Source organism: Amycolatopsis sp. YIM 10, assembly GCF_009429145.1.
Lineage (GTDB): Bacteria > Actinomycetota > Actinomycetes > Mycobacteriales > Pseudonocardiaceae > Amycolatopsis.
On the sequence record NZ_CP045480.1, the window covers coordinates 1305748 to 1328033 of the forward strand.

Here is a 22286-nt window from a genome sequence, read left to right on the forward strand (position 1 = left end):
ATGGGCGAGTACCAGCACCTGATCCACAAGCGGGACGGCGACACCGTCACCATCACGATGAACCGGGCGGCGCGGCGGAACTCGCTGTCCGAGGAGCACCTGGCCGAGCTGCTCGCGGCGTTCCGCGAAACCGGGGAGTCCGACGCGACGGGCATCGTGCTGGCGGGCGCCGGGCCGGTGTTCTCGGCGGGCCACGACTTCGGTGACGTCGCCGCGCGGGACCTGCCGGGGGCGCGGGAGCTGCTGCGGTTGTGCACCGAGCTGATGCGCGCGATCCAGTCGGTGCCGCAGGTGGTGATCGCCCGCGTGCACGGCCTGGCGACCGCGGCCGGGTGCCAGCTGGTGGCCTCGTGCGACCTGGCGATCGCGGCGGAGTCCGCCGGGTTCGCGCTGCCGGGCGGCAAGGGCGGCTGGTTCTGCCACACCCCGGCGGTGCCGGTGGCCAGGGCGATCGGGCGCAAGCGGCTGATGGAGCTGGCGCTGACCGGTGACGTGGTGGACGCGGCCACCGCGCTGGACTGGGGCCTGGTCAACCGGGTGGTGCCGGACGACGAGCTGGACGACGCGGTGGCGGACCTGCTGGCCAGGGCGACCAGGGGCAGCCGGGCGAGCAAGGCGCTGGGCAAGCAGACCCTGTACGCGCAGCTGGACCGCCCGGAGGCCGACGCCTACGCGATCGCGCTGGAGGTGATGGCCGCCGCCTCGCAGCTGCCCGGCGCGAAGGAGGGCATGGCGGCGTTCCTGGAGAAGCGGCAGCCGGTCTGGCCGGACTGACCTGTTCCCGGACCGAGCAACCGGGGCGCGCGCTCACCCCCAGCAAGCGCGCACCCCGGCCTGGTTCGGCTAGGACAGGAAGCTGTCGCTCGCCCAGTTGGTGCCGAGCGGGTTCTGGCCGGTGTACCAGGTGAAGCCGCCGACCTCGGTGGTGGTGTTGTAGAACGCCACCAGCTGCCCGTTCGCGGTCAGCCGCCCGAGCAGGTCGGGCTTGTCGTCGAGATTGACGTCCTTGATCTCGAAGGCGTTCGCCAGATCCCAGCCCTCGCTGAGGACCTGGAACTCCGGCGCGGCGGCCGCCTTGGCGCCCGGTGCGGCGGCATCGGTCACCGCGCGCTTGGGTGCCAGGCCCGCCGACTTGGCGACGGGCGCGGGCTGGCCGTAGTAGGCGACCAGCTTGGTGCCCTGGCGGACCACCCAGTCGCTGATGCCGTCGAAGTTCAGGTCGGCGATGTCGAACTGGTCGATCCCGCCCCAGCCGGCGCCCATCTCGAACGCCGGGCTGACCACGATCTGGCCGTTCTCGATGCCGGTCAGCCAGACGAAGATCTTGCCGGTGCTGATCTCCCGCGCGGTGACGTCGACGAGGCCGTTGCCGTCCTCGTCGTAGAGCACCTTGTGGTCGAAGAAGTTCCAGCCCCAGCCGCCGTACTGCGCGGTGCCGTTCAGCGTGCCCCACGGGTTGTCCGCGCTGTAGGCACCGGAGTGCTTGTGCGCGGTGATGATGCCGTTGACCTCGGCGAGCACGTCGGGCTTGGCGTCACCGGTGACGTCACCGGCGGAGAGCCAGTGCGCGTTGTTCCAGCCGTTGTTGATCGCCACCTGCGGGGCGTAGGCGTAGGCGCCGACGTGCGGGGAGACGGCCAGTTGACCGTTGCTCTTGCGGGAGAGCAGGTCCTCCTTGGCGTCGAGGGTGAAATCCCGGTCGCGGCCGGCGAACGGGCTGCCGTCCGGTGCGGCCGAAACGGCGGGCGCCATCGCCAGCACGGCCAGCGCCGCGGCGGCCACCCCGATGGCAGAACTGCGCAAAGACATAACTGTCCTTTGGTCGAATAGCACGGATATCGCATTTCCCCAGAATACGAAAGGCGCGTCCCCGAATGCGCACCCTCGGCCCTGTGCATTGACCAATCTACACGAACTTCACGTTCCTGTGGACCTGTTTTCCGGCTGCTGTTCCCGCGTTTCAGGTCAGCCTGAAACCCCCAGCTTCGGGCTGGAGGTCAAGGCTTTTGTGACTTAGCGCGAACTGCTTGACTTCTATTGTCTTCAATGCCCGCGCAGGCGGAGCAAGGCGTATGCGGCAATTGTCGGAGCGTCGGTTATTTCCCCACCGAGAATCATTTGCTCGAACTTCTCGCGACTGAACCACCCGGTGCGCATGTCCTGCTCCTCGTGCTCGCGCTGCGGCGGGCCCTCGCGCAATTCGGTGGCCAGGTAGACCCGGCCGCGCTGGCTGGTCAATCCCGGCGCCAGGTCCAGCCTGCCCAGTTCGACCATCGAACCGGCTTCGAGTCCGGTCTCCTCGCGCAGTTCGCGTACCGCGAGTTCGGCCGCGTCGACATCGGCGCGGTCGGGCGCGGTGCCCTGCACGAACTCCCAGCTGCGTTCGCCGAGCGGGTAGCGGTACTGCTCGACCAGGTGCAGCCGGTCGCCGTCGAGCACGATGACCAGTGCGAATTCGGGCTTGTCCACCACGCCGTAGATGCCGGTGCTGCCGTCGGGTCGCCGGATGTCGTCTTCGCGCACGGTCAGCCAGTTGTTGCGGTAGACCTCGCGGGAGCTGATGCGTTCGATCACCCGCCCAGTATCGGGGTGTCTGCCGACGCGGGCGCGCCGTTGCCCTACCCTCGCCGGGTGCGCCTCGTCATCGCTCGCTGCCAGGTCGACTACGCCGGCCGCCTCACCGCCCATCTGCCGATGGCCACCCGGCTGCTGCTGATCAAGGCCGACGGTTCGGTCTCGATCCACTCGGACGACCGGGCCTACAAGCCGCTGAACTGGATGAGCCCGCCGTGCTGGCTGATCGAGGACCGCGACATCTGGACCGTGCAGAACAAGGCCGGGGAGAAGCTGGTGATCAGCCTCGCCGAGATCCTGCACGACTCCGCGCACGAGCTGGGCGCCGAGCCGGGCCTGGTCAAGGACGGGGTCGAGGCGCACCTGCAGGAACTGCTGGCCGAGCACATCAGCGAGCTGGGCGAGGGGTACTCCCTGGTCCGCCGCGAGTTCCCGACCGCGATCGGCCCGGTCGACATCATGGCCCGCGACGCCGACGGCGCCTCGGTGGCGGTGGAGATCAAGCGCCGCGGTGAGATCGACGGGGTCGAGCAGCTGACCCGGTACCTGGAACTGCTCAACCGCGACCCGCTGCTCGCGCCGGTGCGCGGGGTGTTCGCCGCGCAGCAGATCAAGCCGCAGGCCCGCACGCTCGCCGAGGACCGCGGCATCCGCTGCCTGACCCTCGACTACGACAAGCTCCGCGGCACCGAGTCGGACGAGTTCCGCCTCTTCTGATCCCCGCCGCTTCTCGCGCGCGGACGTCAACGGCCGGTTCTGCCACTTCCGAGTCCGGTCGCTTCACCGGGCATTCGTGTCCGTTCGGGCCTGTTCGGTGCCCGTGAGTGCCACGTTCCGCGCGCTGACCAGCAGAACACGCTCCGGAGTCGTACGCTCACCACGGCCCCGGTCACCGGCCTGTGCGTAATTTCCGGGCAACTGTTCGGAAACCTACCCTGTACCGGTTCAGCCAGATGCAGTAAGGTCCGCCCGTTGGTGAGTCTTGTTGGATAATGTTTGAACTTGGAGGTGGCCGGTGGGTGTGCTCGCGCAAGCGAACCTGCGGCTAGACGCGAACGTGGTGGACTACGTCCTGCTCGCGTTCTATTTCGTCCTGGTACTGGGCATCGGCTACCTCGCCCGCAGGCAGGTGTCGACCAGTCTCGACTTCTTCCTGTCCGGCCGGTCGCTGCCGGCCTGGGTGACCGGCCTCGCCTTCATCTCGGCGAACCTCGGCGCGATCGAGGTCATGGGGATGTCGGCGAACGGCGCCCAGTACGGGATGCCGACCGCGCACTACTTCTGGATCGGCGCGGTGCCGGCGATGTTGTTCCTCGGCATCGTGATGATGCCGTTCTACTACGGCTCCAAGGTTCGCAGCGTGCCGGAGTTCATGCTCCGCCGCTTCGGCAAACCGGCCCACCTGGTCAACGGCATCAGCTTCGCGGTGGCGCAGATCCTGATCGCCGGCGCGAACCTGTTCCTGCTGGCCACCGTGGTGAACCTGCTGCTCGGCTGGCCGATCTGGGTGTCGGTGATCCTGGCCGCGGTGATCGTGCTCGCCTACACCGCGCTCGGCGGCCTGTCCGCCGCCATCTACAACGAGGTGCTCCAGTTCTTCGTGATCGTCGCCGCGCTGGTGCCGCTCACCTTCGTCGGCCTGTACAAGGTCGGCGGCTGGCAGGGCCTGGTCGACAAGGTCACCGCCAGCCCCGGCGGCGCCGAGCAGCTGAACTCCTGGCCCGGCAACGAGCTGACCGGCTTCGGCAACAACTTCCTGTCCGTGCTCGGCCTGGTCTTCGGCCTCGGCTTCGTGCTCTCCTTCGGTTACTGGACCACGAACTTCGTCGAGGTCCAGCGCGCGATGGCGTCGAAGTCGATGTCGGCCGCGCGCCGCACGCCGATCATCGGTGCCTTCCCGAAGCTGCTCATCCCGTTCATCGTGATCATTCCCGGCATGATCGCCGCGGTCACCGTCACCGAGCTGGTGCAGTTCAAGGGCGGCGCCGACGTCGAAGGCGTCGACTACAACTACGCGCTGCTGCTGCTGATGCGCGACCTGCTGCCCAACGGCATGCTCGGCATCGCCATCGCCGGTCTGCTGGCCTCGTTCATGGCCGGTATGGCGGCGAACCTGAGCTCGTTCAACACGGTGTTCACCTACGACATCTGGCAGTCCTACATCAAGAAGGACAAGCCGGACGGCTACTACCTGAGCTTCGGCCGCCTGGTCACCGCCGCGGGCACCATCCTGGCCATCGGCACCGCGTTCATCGCCTCGAGCTACTCGAACCTGATGGACTACCTGCAGCAGCTGTTCTCGTTCTTCAACGCGCCGCTGTTCGCCACGTTCATCCTCGGCATGTTCTGGAAGCGGATGACCGCGACCGCGGGCTGGACCGGCCTGGTCTCGGGCACGCTGGCCGCGATCGGCGTGTTCATCCTCGCCGAGACCGGCGTGTGGGACCTGCCTGGCCAGGGCGCCAGCTTCATCGGTGCGGGTGCGGCCTTCGTGGTCGACGTGGCGGTCAGCGTGGCGGTCACCTACGCCACCCAGCCCAAGTCGGAGGCACAGCTGGTCGGCCTGGTCTACTCGCTGACGCCGAAGGACTCGCTCAAGCACTCGGACACCGGTGAGGACAGCGGCTGGTACCGCAAGCCCGGCCTGCTGGCCGGCATCGTGCTGGCGATCACCATCGTGCTGAACATCATCTTCTAGGAGGGCCGGGACATGAGCACGGAATCCACCCCGCGCCGCGCCGGCGGCTTCGACATCCGGCTGATCATCGCCCTGCTGCTGGGCTTCTACGGCCTGGTGCTGCTGGTGATGGGCATCGGCTTCACCACCGAGGAGGAGCTGAACCGCGCCGACGGGCTGAACATCAACCTGTGGGCGGGCATCGGCATGCTGGTCGCCACCGCGGTCTTCGTGGTGTGGGCGAAGCTGCGGCCGCTGGTGGTGCCGCCCTCGGCCACCGAATAACCAAAAGACGAGGTTGTGCACGCGTGGCGGCCTGCGGGCCGCTACCGTGCAACCCGTGTCTTCAGCAGTGCGTTTCCGGACCGTGGTGACCGCGGTCGCCGCGGTGGTCCTGTTCGGTTCGGTCGCCGGCTGCGGTGCCGACCTGGCCCGCTCGAACTTCCAGCGCACCACGGTGCCGCCGGAGCCGGGCGCGTCGGGCGGCACCGGCCCGGCGCCGAACGGGGAGATCAGCGACCCGGCGGTGTCGGCGAAGTCGCTGCGGCCGATCGACCCGTGCGGCCTGCTCTCGGCGGAGACCTTCAGCGGGATCGGCACCCCGGCCGAGCCGCGACCCAGCGGCTGGGACCGCTGCGCGGCCGACGTCACCGACGCCGGGCAGAAGAAGATCAAGCTTTCGCTGGAGGTCGGCGGCATCATCATCGGCTCGATCGAGGACGCGAAAACCGCCGTCGAGGGCCTGCCGCAGCTGGAGAAGAAGGACGGCGACACCTGCACCGTCACCGCGGTGACCTCGAAGCAGCCGAAGTCCGGCATCGTGCTCCAGGTCGACTACACCGGTGGTGACCCGTGCGGGGCCGGGCGCACCGCGATGCAGCGGATGGTCAAGAAGCTGCACAGCAACCCGAAGAAGCACCCGGAAGCCCCTGGCACGGTGCTCACCGCCGACGCCTGCACCAGTGTGGACACCGCGGTGGTCGCCGAGGTGCTCGGCGGCAAGCCGGACGCCCCGTCGCCGATGGGCCTGCACGGCTGCGCCATCCGCTCGCGCACCCCGCAGGTGATGATCACCTTCCGGCCCACCTCCGCGCCCGCCGACGAGGAGGGCTCCTCGCCGGTCGATCTCGGCGGCGGGGTGCAGGGCTTCGCCAAGACCAGGGTGGACGACGAGCCGGAGTGCACGGTGACCTGGCGGCACCGGGTGATCGGCACCGACGAGTACGGCATGGAGAACGCCGAGCGGGCCGAAGTGGACTACAGCGGCGCCGACGGCACGGCGGAGTCGGACGGTTCCTGCGACAAGGCGGTCAAGGTGGCCAAGACCGTGGTCGCCAAGCTGCCGAAGGCCTGACGCGCGTCGTTCCTTGGCGCCGGGTGGCCCGGGGCGGTAGTAAGGTCCCGCAGCGGTTGTCCAATGCGGGAGGCTTCGATGAAGAAGATCATCAACGACCCGGCCGACGTGGTCGTCGAATCACTGAGAGGCCTGGCCGCGGCGCATTCGGGCATTCTGCGGGTGGTCGAGGACCCGGCACTGGTGGTCCGGTCGGACGCGCCGGTGGACGGCAAGGTGGCGGTGATCTCCGGCGGCGGGTCCGGGCACGAGCCGCTGCACGGCGGGTTCGTCGGCCCGGGCATGCTCGACGCGGCGGTGCCGGGCGCGGTGTTCACCTCGCCGACGCCGGACGCGGTGCAGGCCGCCGTCGAGGCCACCACCTCCTCGGCGGGCGCGCTGCTGATCGTGAAGAACTACACCGGTGACGTGCTGAACTTCGAGACCGCCGCGGAGTTGGCCGCCGCCGAGGGCGCCGAGGTGCGCAGCGTGGTGATCGACGACGACGTGGCGGTCGCCGACTCCACCTTCACGGCCGGCCGCCGCGGGGTCGGCGGCACCGTGCTGCTGGAGAAGATCGCCGGGGCCGCCGCCGAGCGCCGGTACTCGCTCGACGACGTGGAGGCGGTCGCCCGCCGGGTGATCGGCCAGGTGCGCTCGATCGGCGTCGCGCTCACCCCGCCCACCGTGCCGCACGCCGGTGAGCCGAGCTTCACCCTGGCGGACAACGAGATCGAGTTCGGCATCGGCATCCACGGTGAGCCCGGCCGTGAGCGCATCCCGGCCGAGCCCGCCGACCAGCTGGTGGCGCGCATGCTGGCGGCGATCACCGAGGACCTGCCGTTCGAGCGGGGTGACCGGGTGCTGCTGTTCACCAACTCGATGGGCGGCACCCCGCAGGTCGAGCTGTACCTCGCGCACGGCATCGCCGAGCGCCTGCTCGCCGAGCAGGGCATCACCGTGGAACGGCGGCTGGTCGGGCCGTACATCACCAGCCTGGAAATGCAGGGGATCAGCTTGACGCTGCTGAAATTGGACGACGAACTGGTCGAGCTGTGGGACTCGTGGGTCAACACGGCGGCGCTGCGGTGGGGAGTCTGAGGTGGCCTGCGACGCGAACGGGACCGGCCGGGCGATCCGCGCGGCGGCCGGGGTGGTGGCCGAGCACCGGACCGAACTGATCGACCTCGACCGGGCGATCGGCGACGCCGACCACGGTGAGAACCTCAACCGCGGCTTCACCGCCGTGGTGTCCGCATTGGACAGCGCGACGCCGGAAACCCCGGCGGCGGTGCTGAAGACGGTGGCCACCACGCTGATCTCGAAGGTGGGCGGTGCGGCCGGGCCGTTGTACGGCACGGCTTTCCTGCGGGCCTCGACGTCGCTCGGCACGCAGTCCGCACTGGACCCCGAAGCCGTGGTGACCGCGTTGCGGGCCGGGCTGGACGGGGTGAAGGCGCGGGGCAAGGCGGAGGTCGGCGACGCGACCATGATCGACGCGCTGGCGCCCGCGGTGGAAGCCGCCGAGGCGGCCGCGAAGCAGGAGGGGGCCGACATCGCCGCCGTGCTGACCGCCGCCGCGGACGCCGCGGACCGGGGCTATGAGTCCACGGTGGACCTCGTGCCGCGCAAGGGGCGCGCCTCGTACCTTGGCGAGCGGGCGGTGGGCCACGCCGATCCCGGCGCGCGCTCGACCGCACTGCTGCTGCGTGCGTTCGCGGAGGCCGCCCGATGAGCCGCGTGGGTCTGGTCCTGGTCTCGCACAGCGCCAAGCTCGCCGAGGGCGTGGCCGAACTGGCGGCGGAGATGGCTCCGGAGGTGACCGTGGTGCCCGCCGGTGGCCTGCCCGACGGCGGTCTCGGCACCGACTACGACGCTGTGGTCGCCGCGGTGCAGCGGGCCGATTCGGGCAGCGGGGTGGTCCTGCTCTACGACCTCGGCAGCGCGCAGATGACCGCCGAGCTGGCCACCGAATCGCTGGCGGACCCGAACGCCGCGGTGGTCGCCGACGCGCCACTGGTCGAGGGCGCGATCGCGGCCGCCGTCGCCGCGCAGGGCGGCGGTGACAAAACCGCGGTGGTCTACGCCGCCGCCTCGGCCGGGGCCGCGCCGGATCTGGCGGAGGCCGCGGAAACCCCGGCGGAGGAGACCGCGGAACTGACGCTGCGTAACGACGTCGGCCTGCACGCGCGCCCGGCCGCGTTGCTCGCGCGGACGCTGGCGGACGTGGACGCCGAAGTCCGGGTGCGCCTCGGCGATTCGGAGGTGGACGCGCGGAGCGTGCTGGGCCTGATGTCGCTGGGTGCCCGCCAGGGCGACACCATCCACATCGACGCCAGGGGCGCCCAGGCCGCCGAAGCCATCCGGCGCGCCCAGGAGCTGGTCGACACCAACTTCGGCGAGTGACCCCCGCCCGCCCCGGGTCGCTCGCGCCCGGGGCGGGCCAATAGTGTCCGAACCGGTGTAAATGCCGTCCACCAACGGGTTCCGCGCGCGTTAGCGTTGTCCATGCGGAGAAACCGGGCCGGCTTGGCGGCCGGAATTCTGGTGCTGGTTACGCTGCTCGGCGGTTGCACGAGCGTGCTCATCGGCAAACCCTCACCCGATCGGGCGGAACTGGCCCGGATCGAGGACGAGCGCCTGCCACTGAACGCGGCCACCGCCTTCGGGGACCTCACCACCGTCGACTACTGCTCCCTGCTCGACGCCACCGCGCTGGGCCGGACGAACGACGTGGTGGAGCAACCACGCGTGTCGCTGGACAACTGCATCGCCCGGGTCAAGGTGGACGGCCAGGAGGCCGATCTCTGGCTCGGCGGGGTGATCGACGAGCAGGCGCGCAACGAATACACCTTCACCACCGAGGTCGTCGGCGGTCCCGAGCTCAAGCGGCGGCTCACCATCGAGAAGCCGTCCAGCGACTACGACGGCGGTTGCTACCGCTACCTCGTGTTCGCCGACGAACTCAGCCTGCAGGGCAGCATCAACACCTTCAGCACCACCGGCTCCGACGTCTCGTCCGAGCGCCTGTGCCCGATCGTCGAGGACGTGCTGGAGCAGGCCGCCACGGTGGTGGTGGAAAAGCGCGTCGGCCACCTGGACTTCCCGGCCGGTTCGCTCGGCACGGTGGACGCCTGCGGAATCGTCAGCGACGCCGAGATCGGCGCCCACCTCGGCACCTTCGAGACCGCGCGCAAGACGCCGACCAAGCACAGCTGCCGCTGGGGCCGCTCCGGCGGTGACTACGTGTCGCTGTACTTCTCCATCGACAAGCCGATCACCACCGACGCCGGTTACCTGCCGGAGACGCTGGGCGGGCGCCAGGCCATGGTGTGGACGAGCACCGGCAGCTACTGCTCCGGGCAGACCACGCTCAAGCCGTGGCCGGGCGCGAAGAACGGCGAGGTGGAGACCGTTTCGGTGTTCGTCACGACCGACAGCGGCGGTGATCCGTGCGGGGTGATGCGGAACGTGGCGAACACGGTGTTCCCTCGCCTGCCCGCGTGAGTCTGCCCCCATCTTGCTCGATCCCGAACTGCCACCACGCCGTTCTCGTGTCACTATCGGTGCCTTACCGGCGAGTAACTGTGGCATTGCTCGGGGGACGACCCCCGGGCCCCCGAAAAGCCAGTGGAGGCCAATCGTGGCACGGGAGTTCTCGAGCGTGGGAGTGGTCGGGCTGGGCACCATGGGCGCGGGAATCGCCGAGGTGCTCGCCAGGAGCGGACTGGACGTGGTGGCCGTCGAACTCGACGACGCCGGGATCACCAGGGGCCGCGGCCACCTGGAGCACTCGACCTCCCGCGCGCTGGCCAAGGGCAAGCTGACCGAGGACGAGCGCACGGCACTGCTCGGGCGCGTGCGCTGCACCACCTCGATCGCCGAACTCGCCGACGTGGACCTGGTCGTCGAAGCCGTGCCGGAGGGCCTCGAACTCAAGGCGGACGTCTTCGCCCAGCTGGACAAGGTCACCAAGCCGGAGGCGATCCTGGCTTCGAACACCTCCTCGCTGTCGGTGACCGAGATCGGCGTGCACACCTCCCGGCCGGGCAAGGTGGTCGGCCTGCACTTCTTCAATCCCGCGCCGGTGCTGAACTTCGTCGAGGTGGTGCGCACGGTCGTCACCGAGCCGGACGTGGTGACCGACGTGGTCGACTTCGCGCGGCGGCTCGGCAAGGAACCGGTGGTCACCGGTGACCGCGCCGGTTTCATCGCGAACGCGCTGCTCTTCGGCTACCTCAACCACGCCGTGCGGATGTACGAAGCGCGCTACGCCACCCGCGAAGACCTGGACGCGGCGATGCGGCTCGGTTGCGGTTACCCGATGGGCCCGCTGGCGCTGCTGGACCTGATCGGGCTCGACACCGCGTACGAGATCCTCGAATCGATGTACCGGCAGTCGCGCAACCGGCTGCACGCGCCGGCCCCGTTGCTCAAGCAGATGATCACCGCGGGCCTGCTCGGCCGGAAGTCGGGCCGCGGCTTCTACGCCTACCAGGCCCCGGATTCGCCGGTGGTGGTGGACGGCGTCACCGACTCGTCCACTGTGGACGCGGCCCCGCGCGAGGTGCGGGTGGTCGGCGTGGTCGGCACCGGCACGATGGCCACCGGGATCGCCGAGGTGTTCGCGAAGCGCGGGTTCGACGTGGTGCTGCGTGCCCGCAGCGAGGAGAAGGCGCGGGCGGCGCTGGGCAAGGTCGGCAAGTCGCTGGACCGCCAGGTGAAGAAGGGGCGGCTGACCGAAGAAGAGGCTGGTAGCGCGCTGGAGCGCATCCGGCCCGCGGTCGAGTTCGCCGAACTGGCCGACGTGGACCTGGTGATCGAGGCGGTCGCCGAGGAACTGGAGGTCAAGCGCGCGGTGTTCGCCGCGCTCGACGACGCGGTCAAGCCGGGCGCGATCCTGGCCACCACCACCTCCTCGCTGCCGGTGATCGAATGCGCCGCGGCCACCTCGCGCCCGACCGAGGTGCTCGGCCTGCACTTCTTCAACCCGGCGCCCGTGATGAAGCTGGTCGAGGTGGTCGGCACGATCGCCACCGCACCAGAGGTGGTGGCCACCGCGCACGCGGTCTGCCAGTCGGTCGGCAAGCACCCGGTGCACTGCGGTGACCGGGCCGGCTTCATCGTCAACGCGCTGCTGTTCCCGTACCTCAACGACGCGGTGAAGATGCTGGAGGCGCACTACGCCGAGGCGGCCGACATCGACACCGCGATGAAGGTCGGCTGCAGCCTGCCGATGGGCCCGTTCGAACTGCTCGACGTGGTCGGGCTGGACGTGTCACTGGCCATCCAGCGCACGCTGTACAACGAGTTCCGCGAGGCCGGGTTCGCGCCGGCGCCGCTGCTGGAGCACCTGGTCACCGCGGGCAGGCTCGGCCGCAAGACCGGCAAGGGCTTCCGCGACTACACGGTTTAGGACGAGCAGCAGCCACCGCCACAGCAACCGCCGCCACCACCGGCGGGCGCGGGGGCGGCGGAGGAGCCGGTCAGCGCCACGGTGGTCAGCAGCTTCACGGTGTCGGCGTGCCCACCGGGGCAGGGCGCCGGTGCGCCGGACTCGGCCATCGGGCGGACCAGCTCGAAGGTCTCGGTGCATTCCCGGCAGCGGTAGGCGTAGGTCGGCATGAGGTCATTATCGCGGCCGGGGGCCGGAAGTGGGAAGCTGGCGTCGTGCTGACCGATCATCCCCACCTGTCCCAGGTCGCGCCGTCCGCACTCGCCGCGCTCGGGGTCGGCGGTTTCGCCGACACGCTCGGCTTCGGCGAGGCGTCCGGTGTGTGCGTGCTGCTCGTCGACGGCCTCGGCTGGGAGCTGCTGAAGGCGCATCCGGCCGACGCTCCGGTGCTCAACGAGCTGCGGTCGTCGCAGCTGCGGGTGGGCTATCCGTCGACCACCGCCGCCGGGCTGGCCGCGATCGGCACCGGGCTGCCGTCGGGGGAGCACGGCATGGTCGGCTACACCTTCGAGGTGCCCGGCGCCGGTGTGCTGAACGCGCTGCGCTGGTGCAGTCACGACGACGGTGGCGACCTGCGCGGCACGCTGCCGCCGGAGGAGGTGCAGCCGCTGCCGACCACCTTCGCCCGCGCCGCGGCGGCCGGGGTGCGCACGAGCGTGGTGTCCGAGGCGAAGTTCGCGAATTCGGCGTTGACGCAGGCGGTGCAGCGGGGTGCGCGCTACCTCGGCGTGCACGCGCTCGGGGATCTGGCCGCCCGCACGCTCGACGCGCTGGCCGAACCCCGCAGCTTCTGCTACTCGTACCACAGTCAGCTGGATTTCCTCGGTCACATCTACGGGCCGGGATCGGCCGCGTGGCGGATGCAGCTGCGCCAGGTCGACCGGCTGGTGGAGTCCATTGTGGAGGGATTGCCGCCGGGCGCTATGCTGGCCGTGGTGGCCGATCATGGAATGGTGCGGATCGGCGAGAAGCTCGACCTCGACGACACCCCCGAACTGCTGGCCGGCGTGCGTTCCATCGGCGGCGAGACGCGGGCGCGGCACGTCTACGCCGAGGAGGGTGCTTCGGCCGAGGTTTTGGCTGCCTGGCGGGAAGTCCTCGGTGATCGGGCGTGGGTGTACGGCCGTGAGGAAGCCATCGAGGGTGGACTGTTCGGGCCGACGGTCAGCGATCGTGTCCGGCCGCGGATCGGTGACGTGGTCGCCGCCGCGAAGGGTGAATTCGGCATGGTGCGGGAACTCGCGGAGGCGGTGGAGTCCTCATTGGTCGGTCAGCACGGCTCGCTGACCACCGCGGAGCAGCTGGTGCCGCTCGCGGTGGCCGGCGGGCGTTAGCTAACTGGTCACCACTAAGGGTTCCGCACGATCTTGAACCCCGGTGTGGTGTTCCGGATGTCGACGTGGTTGTCGCTCAGCTTCAGGTTGTTGAAGGTGGCCGTGCCGACTGCCGGGCCCTCACCGGGTTCCGGCAGCTCGTTCGCCCAGATCCCGAAGCCGGACTTCGCTTCGAACTCGTCGCCGCTCAGCCGTGCGCCGCTGATGCCGACGTTGGTGAGCACGGTGTCCTGCACCGGATTGGCCGGTTGCCCGCCGACGTAGTCCGTCTGGAACATGATGCCGTGGTAGGTCGGATCCACGATGTCCACATCGGACACCCGGATGCCGGTGAAGGTCTTCGACGCGGAGAACAGCCAGATCCCGGGGAAGGTCTGCGCGCCCCAGAAGTGGCCACCGGCCCGCACCACCGAGATGTTCTGGAAGTTCGTCGTGCCCGGCCCGAAACCGTGCATCGGGTAACCGAAGTCGAGCGACGAGATGGTGATGGCCGAGTAGGTCAGCGTGTCGGCGAGGTAGAGGTTGCGGAAGGTGTTGTCGTACCCGCCGTAGACCGCCAGCCCCGCGGCCCGCCACGGCAGGATCGCGGTGAGGTTCTCGTAGACGTTGCCGGTCTGGTTGCCGGGGTTGTTGTCGGTGGCGGCGAACAACGCGAAGCTGTCGTCACCGGTGGACCGGGCCTCGTTGTTGCTGATGTGGTTGCCCGTGCTGCCGTTGGTGAAGTTGAGCCCGTCGGCGAACAGATCGCGGATGCGGGAGTTGTACACCTTGGTGTTGTCGGTGTTCGAACCCCACAGCAGGCACATCTGGTGCTCGACCCAGAGGTCGTCGATGGTCATGTTCGACACGTTCGAGAAGTCGAACACCTTGCCGGGCCCGTCATTGCGCGAGGTGTAGTTGCCGAACACAGCGAACTTCGAGAACTTCGAACCGTTCGCGGTGGCGTCGGCGCGAAAGCCGATGTCGGTGTTCTCCTGGTTGGCCGGTGCGGTGAACCGGGTGAACCAGACCCCGGCGCCGATCACGTCGATCGCCTTGCCGTACACCTGGAACTTGGTCGAGGTCGGGTAGTCGCCGGCGGGCAGGTAGACGCCGGTGAGCGTGCCCGTGGTGTCCATCCGCACCTTGTCCAGCGCGTTCTGCACGTCCTGGTGGGTGAATCCGGCGGGCACGGCGTAACGCGCCGGGTCCGGGTTCGCCTGCGGCGCCACCTCTTCGAAGTTGACGAAGTCGATCGCGTACTGCGAGGTGTTCGCGGAATCCTTCTGCAGCTTGATCTTGCTGCCGGCGGGCACGGTGGTGCCGAGCAGCATGCTGGCTTCGTCGTAGATGTGGCGTGGCCCGCCCGCGCCCGGGGTGTTGCCGGGGCCCGCTTCCGGGCCGTAGAGCCACGCGTGCTTCGAACTCAGCGTGATCGGCTTGAGAAAGGTGCCGTTGACGTAGACGTTCAGCGTGGCGGTGATCCCGCCGCCGCCCGGTGCGTCCGGAATGGAGAATCGGGTGACGAGCGTGTTCGTGCTGGCCTTCGTGGTGAACTCGACGGCGCTGCCGGTGTTGTCGAGCGTCACCGCCCGTCGTCCGGAGGCCTCGCCCGCCAGGTGCCCGATCGTCCTGTTGGGACCGACCACCGCCGCGCCACCGGACACCGCGGCGTCCTCGGCCTCGATCGACTCGTACGGCATGTTCGCGCCGCGTCCGACGAAGAACGGCTGGCTGGTGGTGTTGTTGGCCTGCTTGACCGGGAGTTCGTTGGCGTCGTTGGTGATCACCGTCTTCACCGTGTACTTGCCGTTGACCGCGGGCCAGCTGCCCAGCGACACCGGTGCGGTGGTGGCACCCGCGGCGATCGCGCCGGCGTGGCTGCCGGTGAGCGTGCGCACCACGGCGCCGGTGGTGCTGTCGGTGATGGTGAGCGTGATCCCGTGCGCGCCACTCGCCGACGCGACGGAGCCCTGGTTCTTGATCGCCACGGAGAAGTTCACCGCGGTACCGGCGGACGGATTGCCCGGAGTCCAGGCGACCGGCGACGCGAGCAGGTCGGAGCTGGCCACCGGGGACACCACGAGCGGCGACGGGTTGTCGTAGGCGTTGTTGACCTCGTTCTGCTCGATCACCGCGTTGCCTTCGTCGACCTTGGCGCTCAAGGGGTGATTGCCCGCGTCACGAGGCCCGATGTTCGCCGTGACGGTCGTCGACGCGCCCGCGGCCAGCGTGCCGACCTGAGCCGTGCCGACCTTGGTGGTGCCGAGGTACAGGTTCACGTCGGTGGCGGGGGAAGGGCTCGCCCCGGCGTTGCGCACGGTCGCGGAGACGGTCACCTCGTCGGTCTCCACCGGGTTCGCCGGTGTCCAGGACAGCCCGGTGACGGTCAGGTCCGGGTTCGGCGCGGGCACACCGAGCGTCTGGAACTCGGCGACCTGCCCGGCGGGGGCGCCGGAGTTGCTGGTGATCCGGAGCCGGACGTCGGCGGCCCTGGCGGTCAGCGGAATGGTCACCGAGTTGCCGGTCGCGGGGTCGAAGCTGTACGACTTCGCGGCCACGAGCGTGGTGAACTCGGTCGCCGACTGCTCGCGGCCCTCGACCGCGATGGTCTGCGTGCGACTGGCCCAGATCGGGTCGGGATTCAGCTTGACCACCACGGAACCCAGGTCGGCGTTCGAGCCGAGCGCGACGGTCAGCACGCTGGGGTAGGCGCTGCCTTCCCAGTAGGTCGCCGTGTTGTTGTCGTTGGCGTTGGCCGCGACGTAACTGTGCACAGTGGACGATGCGGTGATCGGCCTGCCCAGGGCGAGATTCGTGCCGGCGGCCGTGCCCGCGCGGGTCACCGTGTTGCTGTTCGGCGACTGGTTGCCCGCGGCGTCCTTGGCGCGCACGAAGTAGGTGACGGTGGTTCCTGCGGGCTGGGTGTCGGTGTGGGTCAGCGCGGTGCCGCCGACGCTGGTGCGCAGTACCCCGTTGGCGTAGATGTCGTAGCCGGTCACGCCCACGTTGTCGGTGGCGGGGGACCAGGTGAGCCGGATCTGGTCGCTGCCGGGCTCGGTGAAGGCCAGGTTCGCCGGTGCCTGTGGAGCTTCGGTGTCCCCTGTGGACGGTCCGGAGACGGTGAACTCGCTGACCTGGCCCGCCGGCCAGCCGGTGTTCGCGGTGATCCGCACGCGGACGTACCGCACGGTGGCGGTGGTGAAGTCGATGGTGACGGCGTTCCCACTGGCGGGGTTGAAGATTTTGTCGGAGGAGGCGGCGAGATCGGTGAAGTTGGTGCCGTCGGTGCTGCCTTGAAGGCTCAGCGTCTGCGTACGCATGCCCCAGCCGTTCGGCAATTTCAACTCGACCCGGCTGCTGGGGACGGCGGCCCCGAGATCGGCCTGGATCCAGTGCGGGAAGGCGCCATTCGCGCTTTCCCAGTAGGTGGCGACATTCCCGTCGCCCACGTTGGCCGCCGGGTATTCGGGATGCGAACTGCTGGCGGTGTAGGTCGCGGCGAGCTGCCGGAACTCGGCGGGCCTGGCTTCGAATTCGGCGAGCTGTGCGGTGGAGTTCGCGGCGAACTCCACACGGAGGAAACGAGCGACGGTCGGCGCGAATTCGATCCGGACGGTGTTCTGCTCGGCGGGGGTGAAGGTGTACTCGGCCGCGCTGGTGATGGTCGCGAAGCCGGTGCCGTCACTGCTGCCCTGGAGGCTCAGTGTTTGCTGCCGCGTGGACCAGTCTTCTGGCACCTTCAGCGTCACCTGGTCGACGCTGCGCTCGGCGCCGAGGTCTAGTTGTGCCCACTGCGGCAGCGCGGTCCCGCGGCTTTCCCAGTAGGTGCCTTGGTCACCGTCGTTGATGTTGGAGGCGGTGTCCGCGGCACTGCTGGCGTGCGCGGTGGGCGCGGTGTCACCGAGCGCCGGGAGCGCGACCGTCGGAGCGGCCACCAGAAGCGCAACCAGAGCCAGACCGGCCGCGCGGGGTCGTTTTGTCGATCTCACCAGAACCGTCATCACCGGGACCTCTCCGTTGAGGTGCGAGTTTTTCGACGTGATGTCAACTTCTTGCGGGGAGCTGTTCAAGAGTTGCAGACCCCGATGGGTGAGTCAACGGCCGAACGTGCACCTGCGACAGCGGCGCCCCAGGCCTCGGACCTGGGACGCCGCCGTGGTGGTGGGAGCCGGAACTTCGACTTGGACTTCAGCCGCCAGCCGCCAGCCGCCAGCCGCCAGCCGTCGGCCATCAGCCCGCCAGCTGCCAGCCGGCTAGCCAGCTAGGTGCTAGGTGCGTGCTGGCCGCTGGCGCTGGTGGCTGAGTGCTGGGCGGCTGGCCGCTCGGTGCATGCGTGCTGAGTGCTAGGGCTTGACCGCGCGCCAGCGCTGCCGCCGTCCGTCCGGGTTGGCCACCTCGATCCGCTCGAAGCCGGCCGCGGCGAGCCGGCGGGGGAGCGAGTCGTGGGGGATCGGGTTGTAGGTGTCCCCGAGGTGGATCAGGCGGAACAGCATGCCGTGGACGCCGTCGCAGCCGGCGAAAACGCCGCCCGGCCGCAGCACACGGAACGCCTCGGCGAACAGCCGGTCCTGCTGGGCGGCGGTCGGCACGTGGTGGAGCATGGTGAAGCAGACCACCGAGCTGAATTCGTTCTCCGGCAACGGCATCGCGGTGCCGTCACCGTGGATCACCTTGGCGCGGGTGCCGTGGTCGCGTTCGAGGCCGCGCGCCAATTCCGCGTCGATCTCCAGTGCGGTCAGGTTCGGCACCATGTCCACCAGCACGCGCAGGTTCGCGCCGTAGCCGGGGCCGATCTCCAGCGCGTTGTCGCCGAGGTCCACGCCGTCGAGCGACCACGGCAGGAGTTGCTCCTCGACGCGCTTCGCCCACGTTTCGGAGCTGCAGAGCCGCCGGTGGTACCAGTTCATCGCCATGTGGCCGAAGGTAAGGCCGCGGTGCGCTGGCCGAAAGGCGATAGGCTGCCAATTCATGTCGTCAACCGGACAACCCGAGGCGATGCTGTTCGGCGACTACGACCTGCCGTCGGGCACCTGGCTCGACTGGCACGTGCACGACGACCACCACCAGCTCGCCTGGGCGGCGCGCGGGGTGGTCGCGGTCAACGTGGGGTCGGCGCACTGGGTGCTGCCGCCCGCGCGGGCGCTGTGGATTCCGGCGGGCACGGTCCACCGCACCGGTTCGTCAGGGAACGCCGTGCTGCGGGGAATCTTCATGGACGCGGCGCGGTCGCCGGTCTCGTGGCCGGAACTCCGGTTGGTGCGCGTGCGTCCCCTGTTGCGCGAGCTGCTCGACCACCTGACCGCCGGCGGCCTCGCCGAGGACGCCCGTCGCCGCGCCGAAGCCGTGGCTTTCGACCTGCTGGAGCCGGTGCCGGTTACCCCGATCAGCGTGCCCCTGCCCGTCGACCCGCGGGCACGCCAGGTCGCCGATGCCCTGATCGCCACCCCCGCCGACCCCCGCACCCTCGACGACTTCGGCCGAGCCGTAGGTGCAAGTGAACGAACCTTGGCGCGCCTCTTCCTCGCCGAAACTCACCTCAGCTTCGGACGATGGCGAACCCAGGCGCGGCTGCGTGCCTCGCTTCCCCTGCTGGCCGATGGCCGTTCACTGGCGACTGTGGCGGAGCGAGTGGGTTACTCGTCGCCGAGCGCTTTTGCCGCCGCCTTCCACCGCGCGGTGGGTGTGCCGCCGGGGCGGTATTTCGGCTGAGCCCTCGCCTCGGCCAGGTGCTGGGGCCTTGGTGGGTCGCGACCACGACCGAGCCGCGCCCCTGGGAGAGTGCGGCGCCCTCGGGCGGGTGCCAAGCTCTGCCTGGTGCCTGGTGCCTGGTGCCTGGTGGTTGGTGGCTGGGACTTCGGCTGGTGTCGAAGCCATGGCCGAGGGCGCCGCCGGGTGCTGTGGATGTGGCCGAGGGCGCCGCCGGGTGCTGTGGATGTGGCTTCACGGCCGGGTGCTGTGAATGGGGCTTTTACGGGCGAGTGCCGTGAAAGCCACAATTACGGCCGAATCCGCCGTGAAGGCCACATTCGCGGGCGTGGTGTCGGTCATGGGTGCGGGCGGGCGGTGCGTACTTCGGGGTGGGGCGGCGGATACCGTGGCCGCGTGCCCCGACGCAACAAGCCCTCGCGTTCACGCGCGAGCCTGCCCGCGCGTGAAATGGGTGGCGCGACGGGGTGGGCCAGCACCGAGTCCGCACCGGACGGTGACTGGCTCGTCCGCTCAGTGCCGGGCGCGCAGGCGACCAAGTTCTACCGGTGTCCCGGGTGCGACCACGAGATTCGGCCGGGTGTGCCGCACGTGGTGGTGTGGCCCGCTGACGAGACCGGGTCGGTGACCGACCGGCGGCACTGGCACCGCCCCTGCTGGGACGCGCGGGCGCGAAGGAGGCCCAACCGGTGGTGAGGATCGGACCGAACACCAAGCTGCCCGCGCGCCGGGAGGCCGTGACGCTGCACACCGAGGACGGCCTCCGACTGGTCGGCGAGCTGGCATTGCCCGCCGACCGCGCACCGGTGGCCACCGTGGTGCTGCTCCACCCGCTGCCGACGCACGGCGGCATGATGGATTCGCACGTGCTGCGCAAGGCCGCCTTCCGCCTACCCGCACTGGCCGGGCTCGCGGTGCTGCGGTTCAACACGCGCGGTGCGGCCAGCGAAGCCGGGCGTAGCGAAGGCACCTTTGGCGCCGCGGAAGGCGAACGCTTCGATGTCGCGGCCGCGCTCGATTTCGTCCGGGTCCGGGGGTTGCCCAGGGTTTGGCTGGCCGGCTGGTCGTTCGGCAGCGACCTCGCACTCATGCACGGCATCGACAGCCGTGAGCGGAGTGAAGGCACCGAGGACATCGACGCCGCCGAAGGCTCCCGCGACGTCGCAGGCACCGGCGGTCGTGATGGCGCCACCGTTCGGGATGGTGCCGACGGCCGCGATGGTCCCGATGGTCGCGGCGCCGCTGATGGTGCTGACGACCGTGATGGCGCCGATCGCCGCGATGGTGCTGACGATCGTGGCGACACCGAGCACACTGGCGACGCCGAAGACACCTACGACCTCGAGCGCGCCGACGGAACGGAAGGCACCGAGCGCGCCGATGGTACCGAGCGCGCCGATAGTGCCGAGCGCGCCGATAGTGCCGAGCGCGTCGGACGGGTCGAACGCACCCTCGACATCGGACGCGCCGATCGCACCGAGCGCGCCGATGGCACCGGCGACGCCAAAGGCACCGGCGACGCCGATGGCACCGGGGGCGCCAAAGGCACCGAGCACACCGAACACGCCACCGGCCTCGTCGAGGGCGTTGTGTTGATTGCGCCTCCGTTGCGCTGGAGCAGCCCGGTGCAGCGGGCCGCTTGGGCGGCTACCGGTAAGCCGGTGGTGGCGTTGGTGCCGGAGTTCGACGACTATCGGTTACCCGAGCACGTTCGTGAGGGGTGCGCGATGATCCCGCAGGCGCGGGTGATCACCCTGCCCGGCGCCGGGCACCTGCTGGTCGGGCACGCGGACGCGGTGCTCGACCACCTGGTCTCCGTCATCGCCCCGGAAACGCCCGTGCCGCTGCCACGGGACTGGGACGGCGAGTGGGAAAACCATCAGGTGACCATTGTGGACAGTCAACGGCGGTAGTGGATTGACCGCTGTCCTTGGTAGTCCTCCTCCGAATAAGGCTTGAAGCCGAGTTTCTCGGCCACCCGCCGGGACGGTTTGTTGATCAGTGCCACCGAGATCACCACCGGGCGCTCGGGCACCTCCCGCTCCGCCCACTCGACCGCGGCCTCGGCCATCTCGGTCGCGTAGCCCTTGCCCCAGCTCGAGGCGCGGAAGCGGTAGTACAGGTTCAGCAACTTCTCGTCGTGCATCTCCTTCGACTGCACCCCACCCACGCCGACGACCTCACCCGTCGCGGCCTCGACCACGGCGAAGTAGCCGTAGCCGTGCTCAGCCCAGTGCGAGAGCCAGTACTCGAACTGCTTACCCGCCTGGTCGGCGTCGGGCGGGTCGGCGTTGTACCGGTTCGTCTCGGGATCGGACTGGATGCGGACGACGGCGGCCCGGTCGTCCTGGCGCAACGGGCGCAGGATGAGGCGCTCGGTGTGGATGGCGTGGAACTTGGTCACGGAAACGACGGTAGCCCCCGGCCCCGACAACTCCCGGCTGGAGACGAATTCATGCAGTTTCGGCGGACTTCAGCAGCTGGTCCAGCACGGCCGTGTCGCCGAAGGTCTCCACCGCGCCGACCGCCCGCCGACGCCAGAGCACCAGCAGCAGGTCCGACGCGGTCCCGCGCACCGCGACCGTGCCCTTCGAGTGCGAGCGCGTGACCTGCCAGCCGGTCCCGTCGTGCGCGATCGACCATTCGCCGGGCCCGTCCGTGGCGTGCAGGTGCACGGTCCCGCCCAGCGACGACGACGGCGACGACGGAAGGAAGTGCGTCAGGAACTCGTCGATCCCGTCCACCGCGAGTTCACGCCCGATCGGCTCGTCGCGGCCGGCCGCCACCAAAGCGTCCCAGGCGTGGACCGCGGCCTCGTGGGCCATCCGGCGCTGGACGAACCCCGCCGTCCGGTCCGCCGACCAGGTCCACACCGGTTTCGCCGGATCCGCCCGCCGGACGGCTTCGACCAGGTGGCGGAGGTTGTCCGCGTACCGGTCGAGCACCTCGTCGTCGCCCGGTCGCTCCGGTTCCTGGTAGTTGTCCGGCCCGTTCAGCAGCCCGCTCAACTGCAGCCGCCAGAAGTAGAAGACCTCGCTGGTGTGCCAGACCAGGTCGCCCACCGTCCAGTCCGGACAACTGGGTACCGGCCTGCTCAGGTCGGTGGCCGCCGCGGCCAGTGCGGTCCCGTAGCGCTCCAGCTCGGCGCGGTACTGCTCTCGGTTCATCGGCCAACCCTATTGGGGGCGGAGTTGCGCACACTTGGTCGCCGGGCGGGCCGACGTG

General features: G+C 69.7%; 21 protein-coding genes. 14 read left to right on the forward strand and 7 right to left on the reverse strand.

Annotated features, from left to right (window positions below):
• Positions 1 to 774, forward strand: a complete 774-nt coding sequence (locus YIM_RS06410) for an enoyl-CoA hydratase-related protein (RefSeq protein ID WP_153029455.1) — start codon at positions 1 to 3, stop codon at positions 772 to 774.
• A 69-nt stretch (positions 775 to 843) separates the two neighbouring features.
• Here YIM_RS06410 and YIM_RS06415 read toward each other — a convergent pair whose 3' ends face one another.
• Both YIM_RS06415 and YIM_RS06420 read right to left on the reverse strand, forming a co-directional pair.
• Positions 844 to 1803 (reverse strand): hypothetical protein, encoded by a 960-nt coding sequence (locus tag YIM_RS06415; protein ID WP_153029456.1) that lies wholly within the window; start codon positions 1801 to 1803, stop codon positions 844 to 846.
• Positions 1804 to 2043: 240 nt separating this feature from the next.
• Positions 2044 to 2571 (reverse strand): NUDIX hydrolase, encoded by a 528-nt coding sequence (locus YIM_RS06420; RefSeq protein ID WP_228004963.1) that lies wholly within the window; start codon positions 2569 to 2571, stop codon positions 2044 to 2046.
• 60 nt (positions 2572 to 2631) lie between these two features.
• Here YIM_RS06420 and nucS point away from each other — a divergent pair, with 60 nt between their 5' ends.
• The 9 genes from nucS (at position 2632) to YIM_RS06465 (ending at position 12000) form a co-directional block, all read left to right on the forward strand.
• Positions 2632 to 3291 (forward strand): endonuclease NucS, encoded by a 660-nt coding sequence (gene nucS, locus YIM_RS06425; RefSeq protein ID WP_153029458.1) that lies wholly within the window; start codon positions 2632 to 2634, stop codon positions 3289 to 3291.
• 298 nt (positions 3292 to 3589) lie between these two features.
• Positions 3590 to 5272, forward strand: coding sequence for a sodium:solute symporter family protein (locus YIM_RS06430; RefSeq protein ID WP_153029459.1), 1683 nt, complete (start codon positions 3590 to 3592; stop codon positions 5270 to 5272).
• A gap of 12 nt (positions 5273 to 5284) precedes the next feature.
• Positions 5285 to 5536, forward strand: coding sequence for a hypothetical protein (locus YIM_RS06435; protein ID WP_153029460.1), 252 nt, complete (start codon positions 5285 to 5287; stop codon positions 5534 to 5536).
• Positions 5537 to 5591: 55 nt separating this feature from the next.
• Positions 5592 to 6605, forward strand: coding sequence for a DUF3558 domain-containing protein (locus YIM_RS06440; protein ID WP_153029461.1), 1014 nt, complete (start codon positions 5592 to 5594; stop codon positions 6603 to 6605).
• A gap of 78 nt (positions 6606 to 6683) precedes the next feature.
• Positions 6684 to 7685, forward strand: coding sequence for a dihydroxyacetone kinase subunit DhaK (gene dhaK, locus YIM_RS06445; protein WP_153029462.1), 1002 nt, complete (start codon positions 6684 to 6686; stop codon positions 7683 to 7685).
• A gap of 1 nt (position 7686) precedes the next feature.
• On the forward strand, positions 7687 to 8319 hold the full coding sequence (gene dhaL / locus YIM_RS06450; RefSeq protein WP_153029463.1) for a dihydroxyacetone kinase subunit DhaL: 633 nt from the start codon (positions 7687 to 7689) through the stop codon (positions 8317 to 8319).
• Positions 8316 to 8990, forward strand: coding sequence for a dihydroxyacetone kinase phosphoryl donor subunit DhaM (gene dhaM / locus YIM_RS06455; RefSeq protein ID WP_153029464.1), 675 nt, complete (start codon positions 8316 to 8318; stop codon positions 8988 to 8990). Before dhaL ends, dhaM begins: the two co-directional genes overlap by 4 nt.
• A 141-nt stretch (positions 8991 to 9131) precedes the next feature.
• Positions 9132 to 10091 (forward strand): hypothetical protein, encoded by a 960-nt coding sequence (locus YIM_RS06460; RefSeq protein ID WP_194240059.1) that lies wholly within the window; start codon positions 9132 to 9134, stop codon positions 10089 to 10091.
• A gap of 136 nt (positions 10092 to 10227) precedes the next feature.
• Positions 10228 to 12000 carry a 3-hydroxyacyl-CoA dehydrogenase family protein gene (locus YIM_RS06465; RefSeq protein ID WP_153029466.1) on the forward strand — a complete coding sequence of 591 codons (1773 nt, stop codon included), beginning with the start codon at positions 10228 to 10230 and terminating at the stop codon, positions 11998 to 12000.
• Here the strand turns inward: YIM_RS06465 and YIM_RS06470 are convergent.
• Positions 11997 to 12209 (reverse strand): zinc ribbon domain-containing protein, encoded by a 213-nt coding sequence (locus tag YIM_RS06470; protein ID WP_153029467.1) that lies wholly within the window; start codon positions 12207 to 12209, stop codon positions 11997 to 11999. The two genes, YIM_RS06465 and YIM_RS06470, sit on opposite strands and share 4 nt — an antisense overlap.
• 45 nt (positions 12210 to 12254) lie before the next feature.
• Between YIM_RS06470 and YIM_RS06475 the strand changes: the two genes are divergently transcribed.
• Entirely contained in the window at positions 12255 to 13373 is a 1119-nt protein-coding gene (locus YIM_RS06475; RefSeq protein ID WP_153029468.1) for an alkaline phosphatase family protein, read from the forward strand.
• A 14-nt stretch (positions 13374 to 13387) separates the two neighbouring features.
• Here the strand turns inward: YIM_RS06475 and YIM_RS06480 are convergent, their stop codons facing one another.
• Positions 13388 to 17356, reverse strand: a complete 3969-nt coding sequence (locus YIM_RS06480; RefSeq protein WP_153029469.1) for a discoidin domain-containing protein — start codon at positions 17354 to 17356, stop codon at positions 13388 to 13390.
• Between the two features lie 342 nt (positions 17357 to 17698).
• Positions 17699 to 18268 carry a class I SAM-dependent methyltransferase gene (locus YIM_RS06485; RefSeq protein WP_153029470.1) on the reverse strand — a complete coding sequence of 190 codons (570 nt, stop codon included), beginning with the start codon at positions 18266 to 18268 and terminating at the stop codon, positions 17699 to 17701.
• Between the two features lie 55 nt (positions 18269 to 18323).
• On the opposite strand from YIM_RS06485, the gene YIM_RS06490 reads away from it, so the two are divergent.
• The 3 genes from YIM_RS06490 to YIM_RS48945 all read left to right on the forward strand — a co-directional run bounded on the left by YIM_RS06490 (position 18324) and on the right by YIM_RS48945 (position 20974).
• Complete coding sequence (locus YIM_RS06490) at positions 18324 to 19064, forward strand: helix-turn-helix transcriptional regulator (RefSeq protein ID WP_228004578.1); 741 nt, start codon at positions 18324 to 18326, stop codon at positions 19062 to 19064.
• Positions 19065 to 19457: 393 nt separating this feature from the next.
• Complete coding sequence (locus YIM_RS48940; RefSeq protein WP_153029471.1) at positions 19458 to 19757, forward strand: hypothetical protein; 300 nt, start codon at positions 19458 to 19460, stop codon at positions 19755 to 19757.
• Positions 19751 to 20974, forward strand: coding sequence for a hypothetical protein (locus tag YIM_RS48945; RefSeq protein WP_228004579.1), 1224 nt, complete (start codon positions 19751 to 19753; stop codon positions 20972 to 20974). Before YIM_RS48940 ends, YIM_RS48945 begins: the two co-directional genes overlap by 7 nt.
• On the opposite strand, the gene YIM_RS06505 is transcribed toward YIM_RS48945, so the two are convergent.
• Both YIM_RS06505 and YIM_RS06510 read right to left on the reverse strand, forming a co-directional pair.
• Positions 20962 to 21465, reverse strand: coding sequence for a GNAT family N-acetyltransferase (locus tag YIM_RS06505; RefSeq protein WP_228004580.1), 504 nt, complete (start codon positions 21463 to 21465; stop codon positions 20962 to 20964). The genes YIM_RS48945 and YIM_RS06505 overlap by 13 nt on opposite strands.
• 49 nt (positions 21466 to 21514) lie before the next feature.
• Positions 21515 to 22228: a maleylpyruvate isomerase family mycothiol-dependent enzyme gene (locus YIM_RS06510; RefSeq protein ID WP_153029472.1), complete on the reverse strand. Its 714-nt coding sequence runs from the start codon at positions 22226 to 22228 to the stop codon at positions 21515 to 21517.
• Positions 22229 to 22286: the final 58 nt, after the last annotated feature.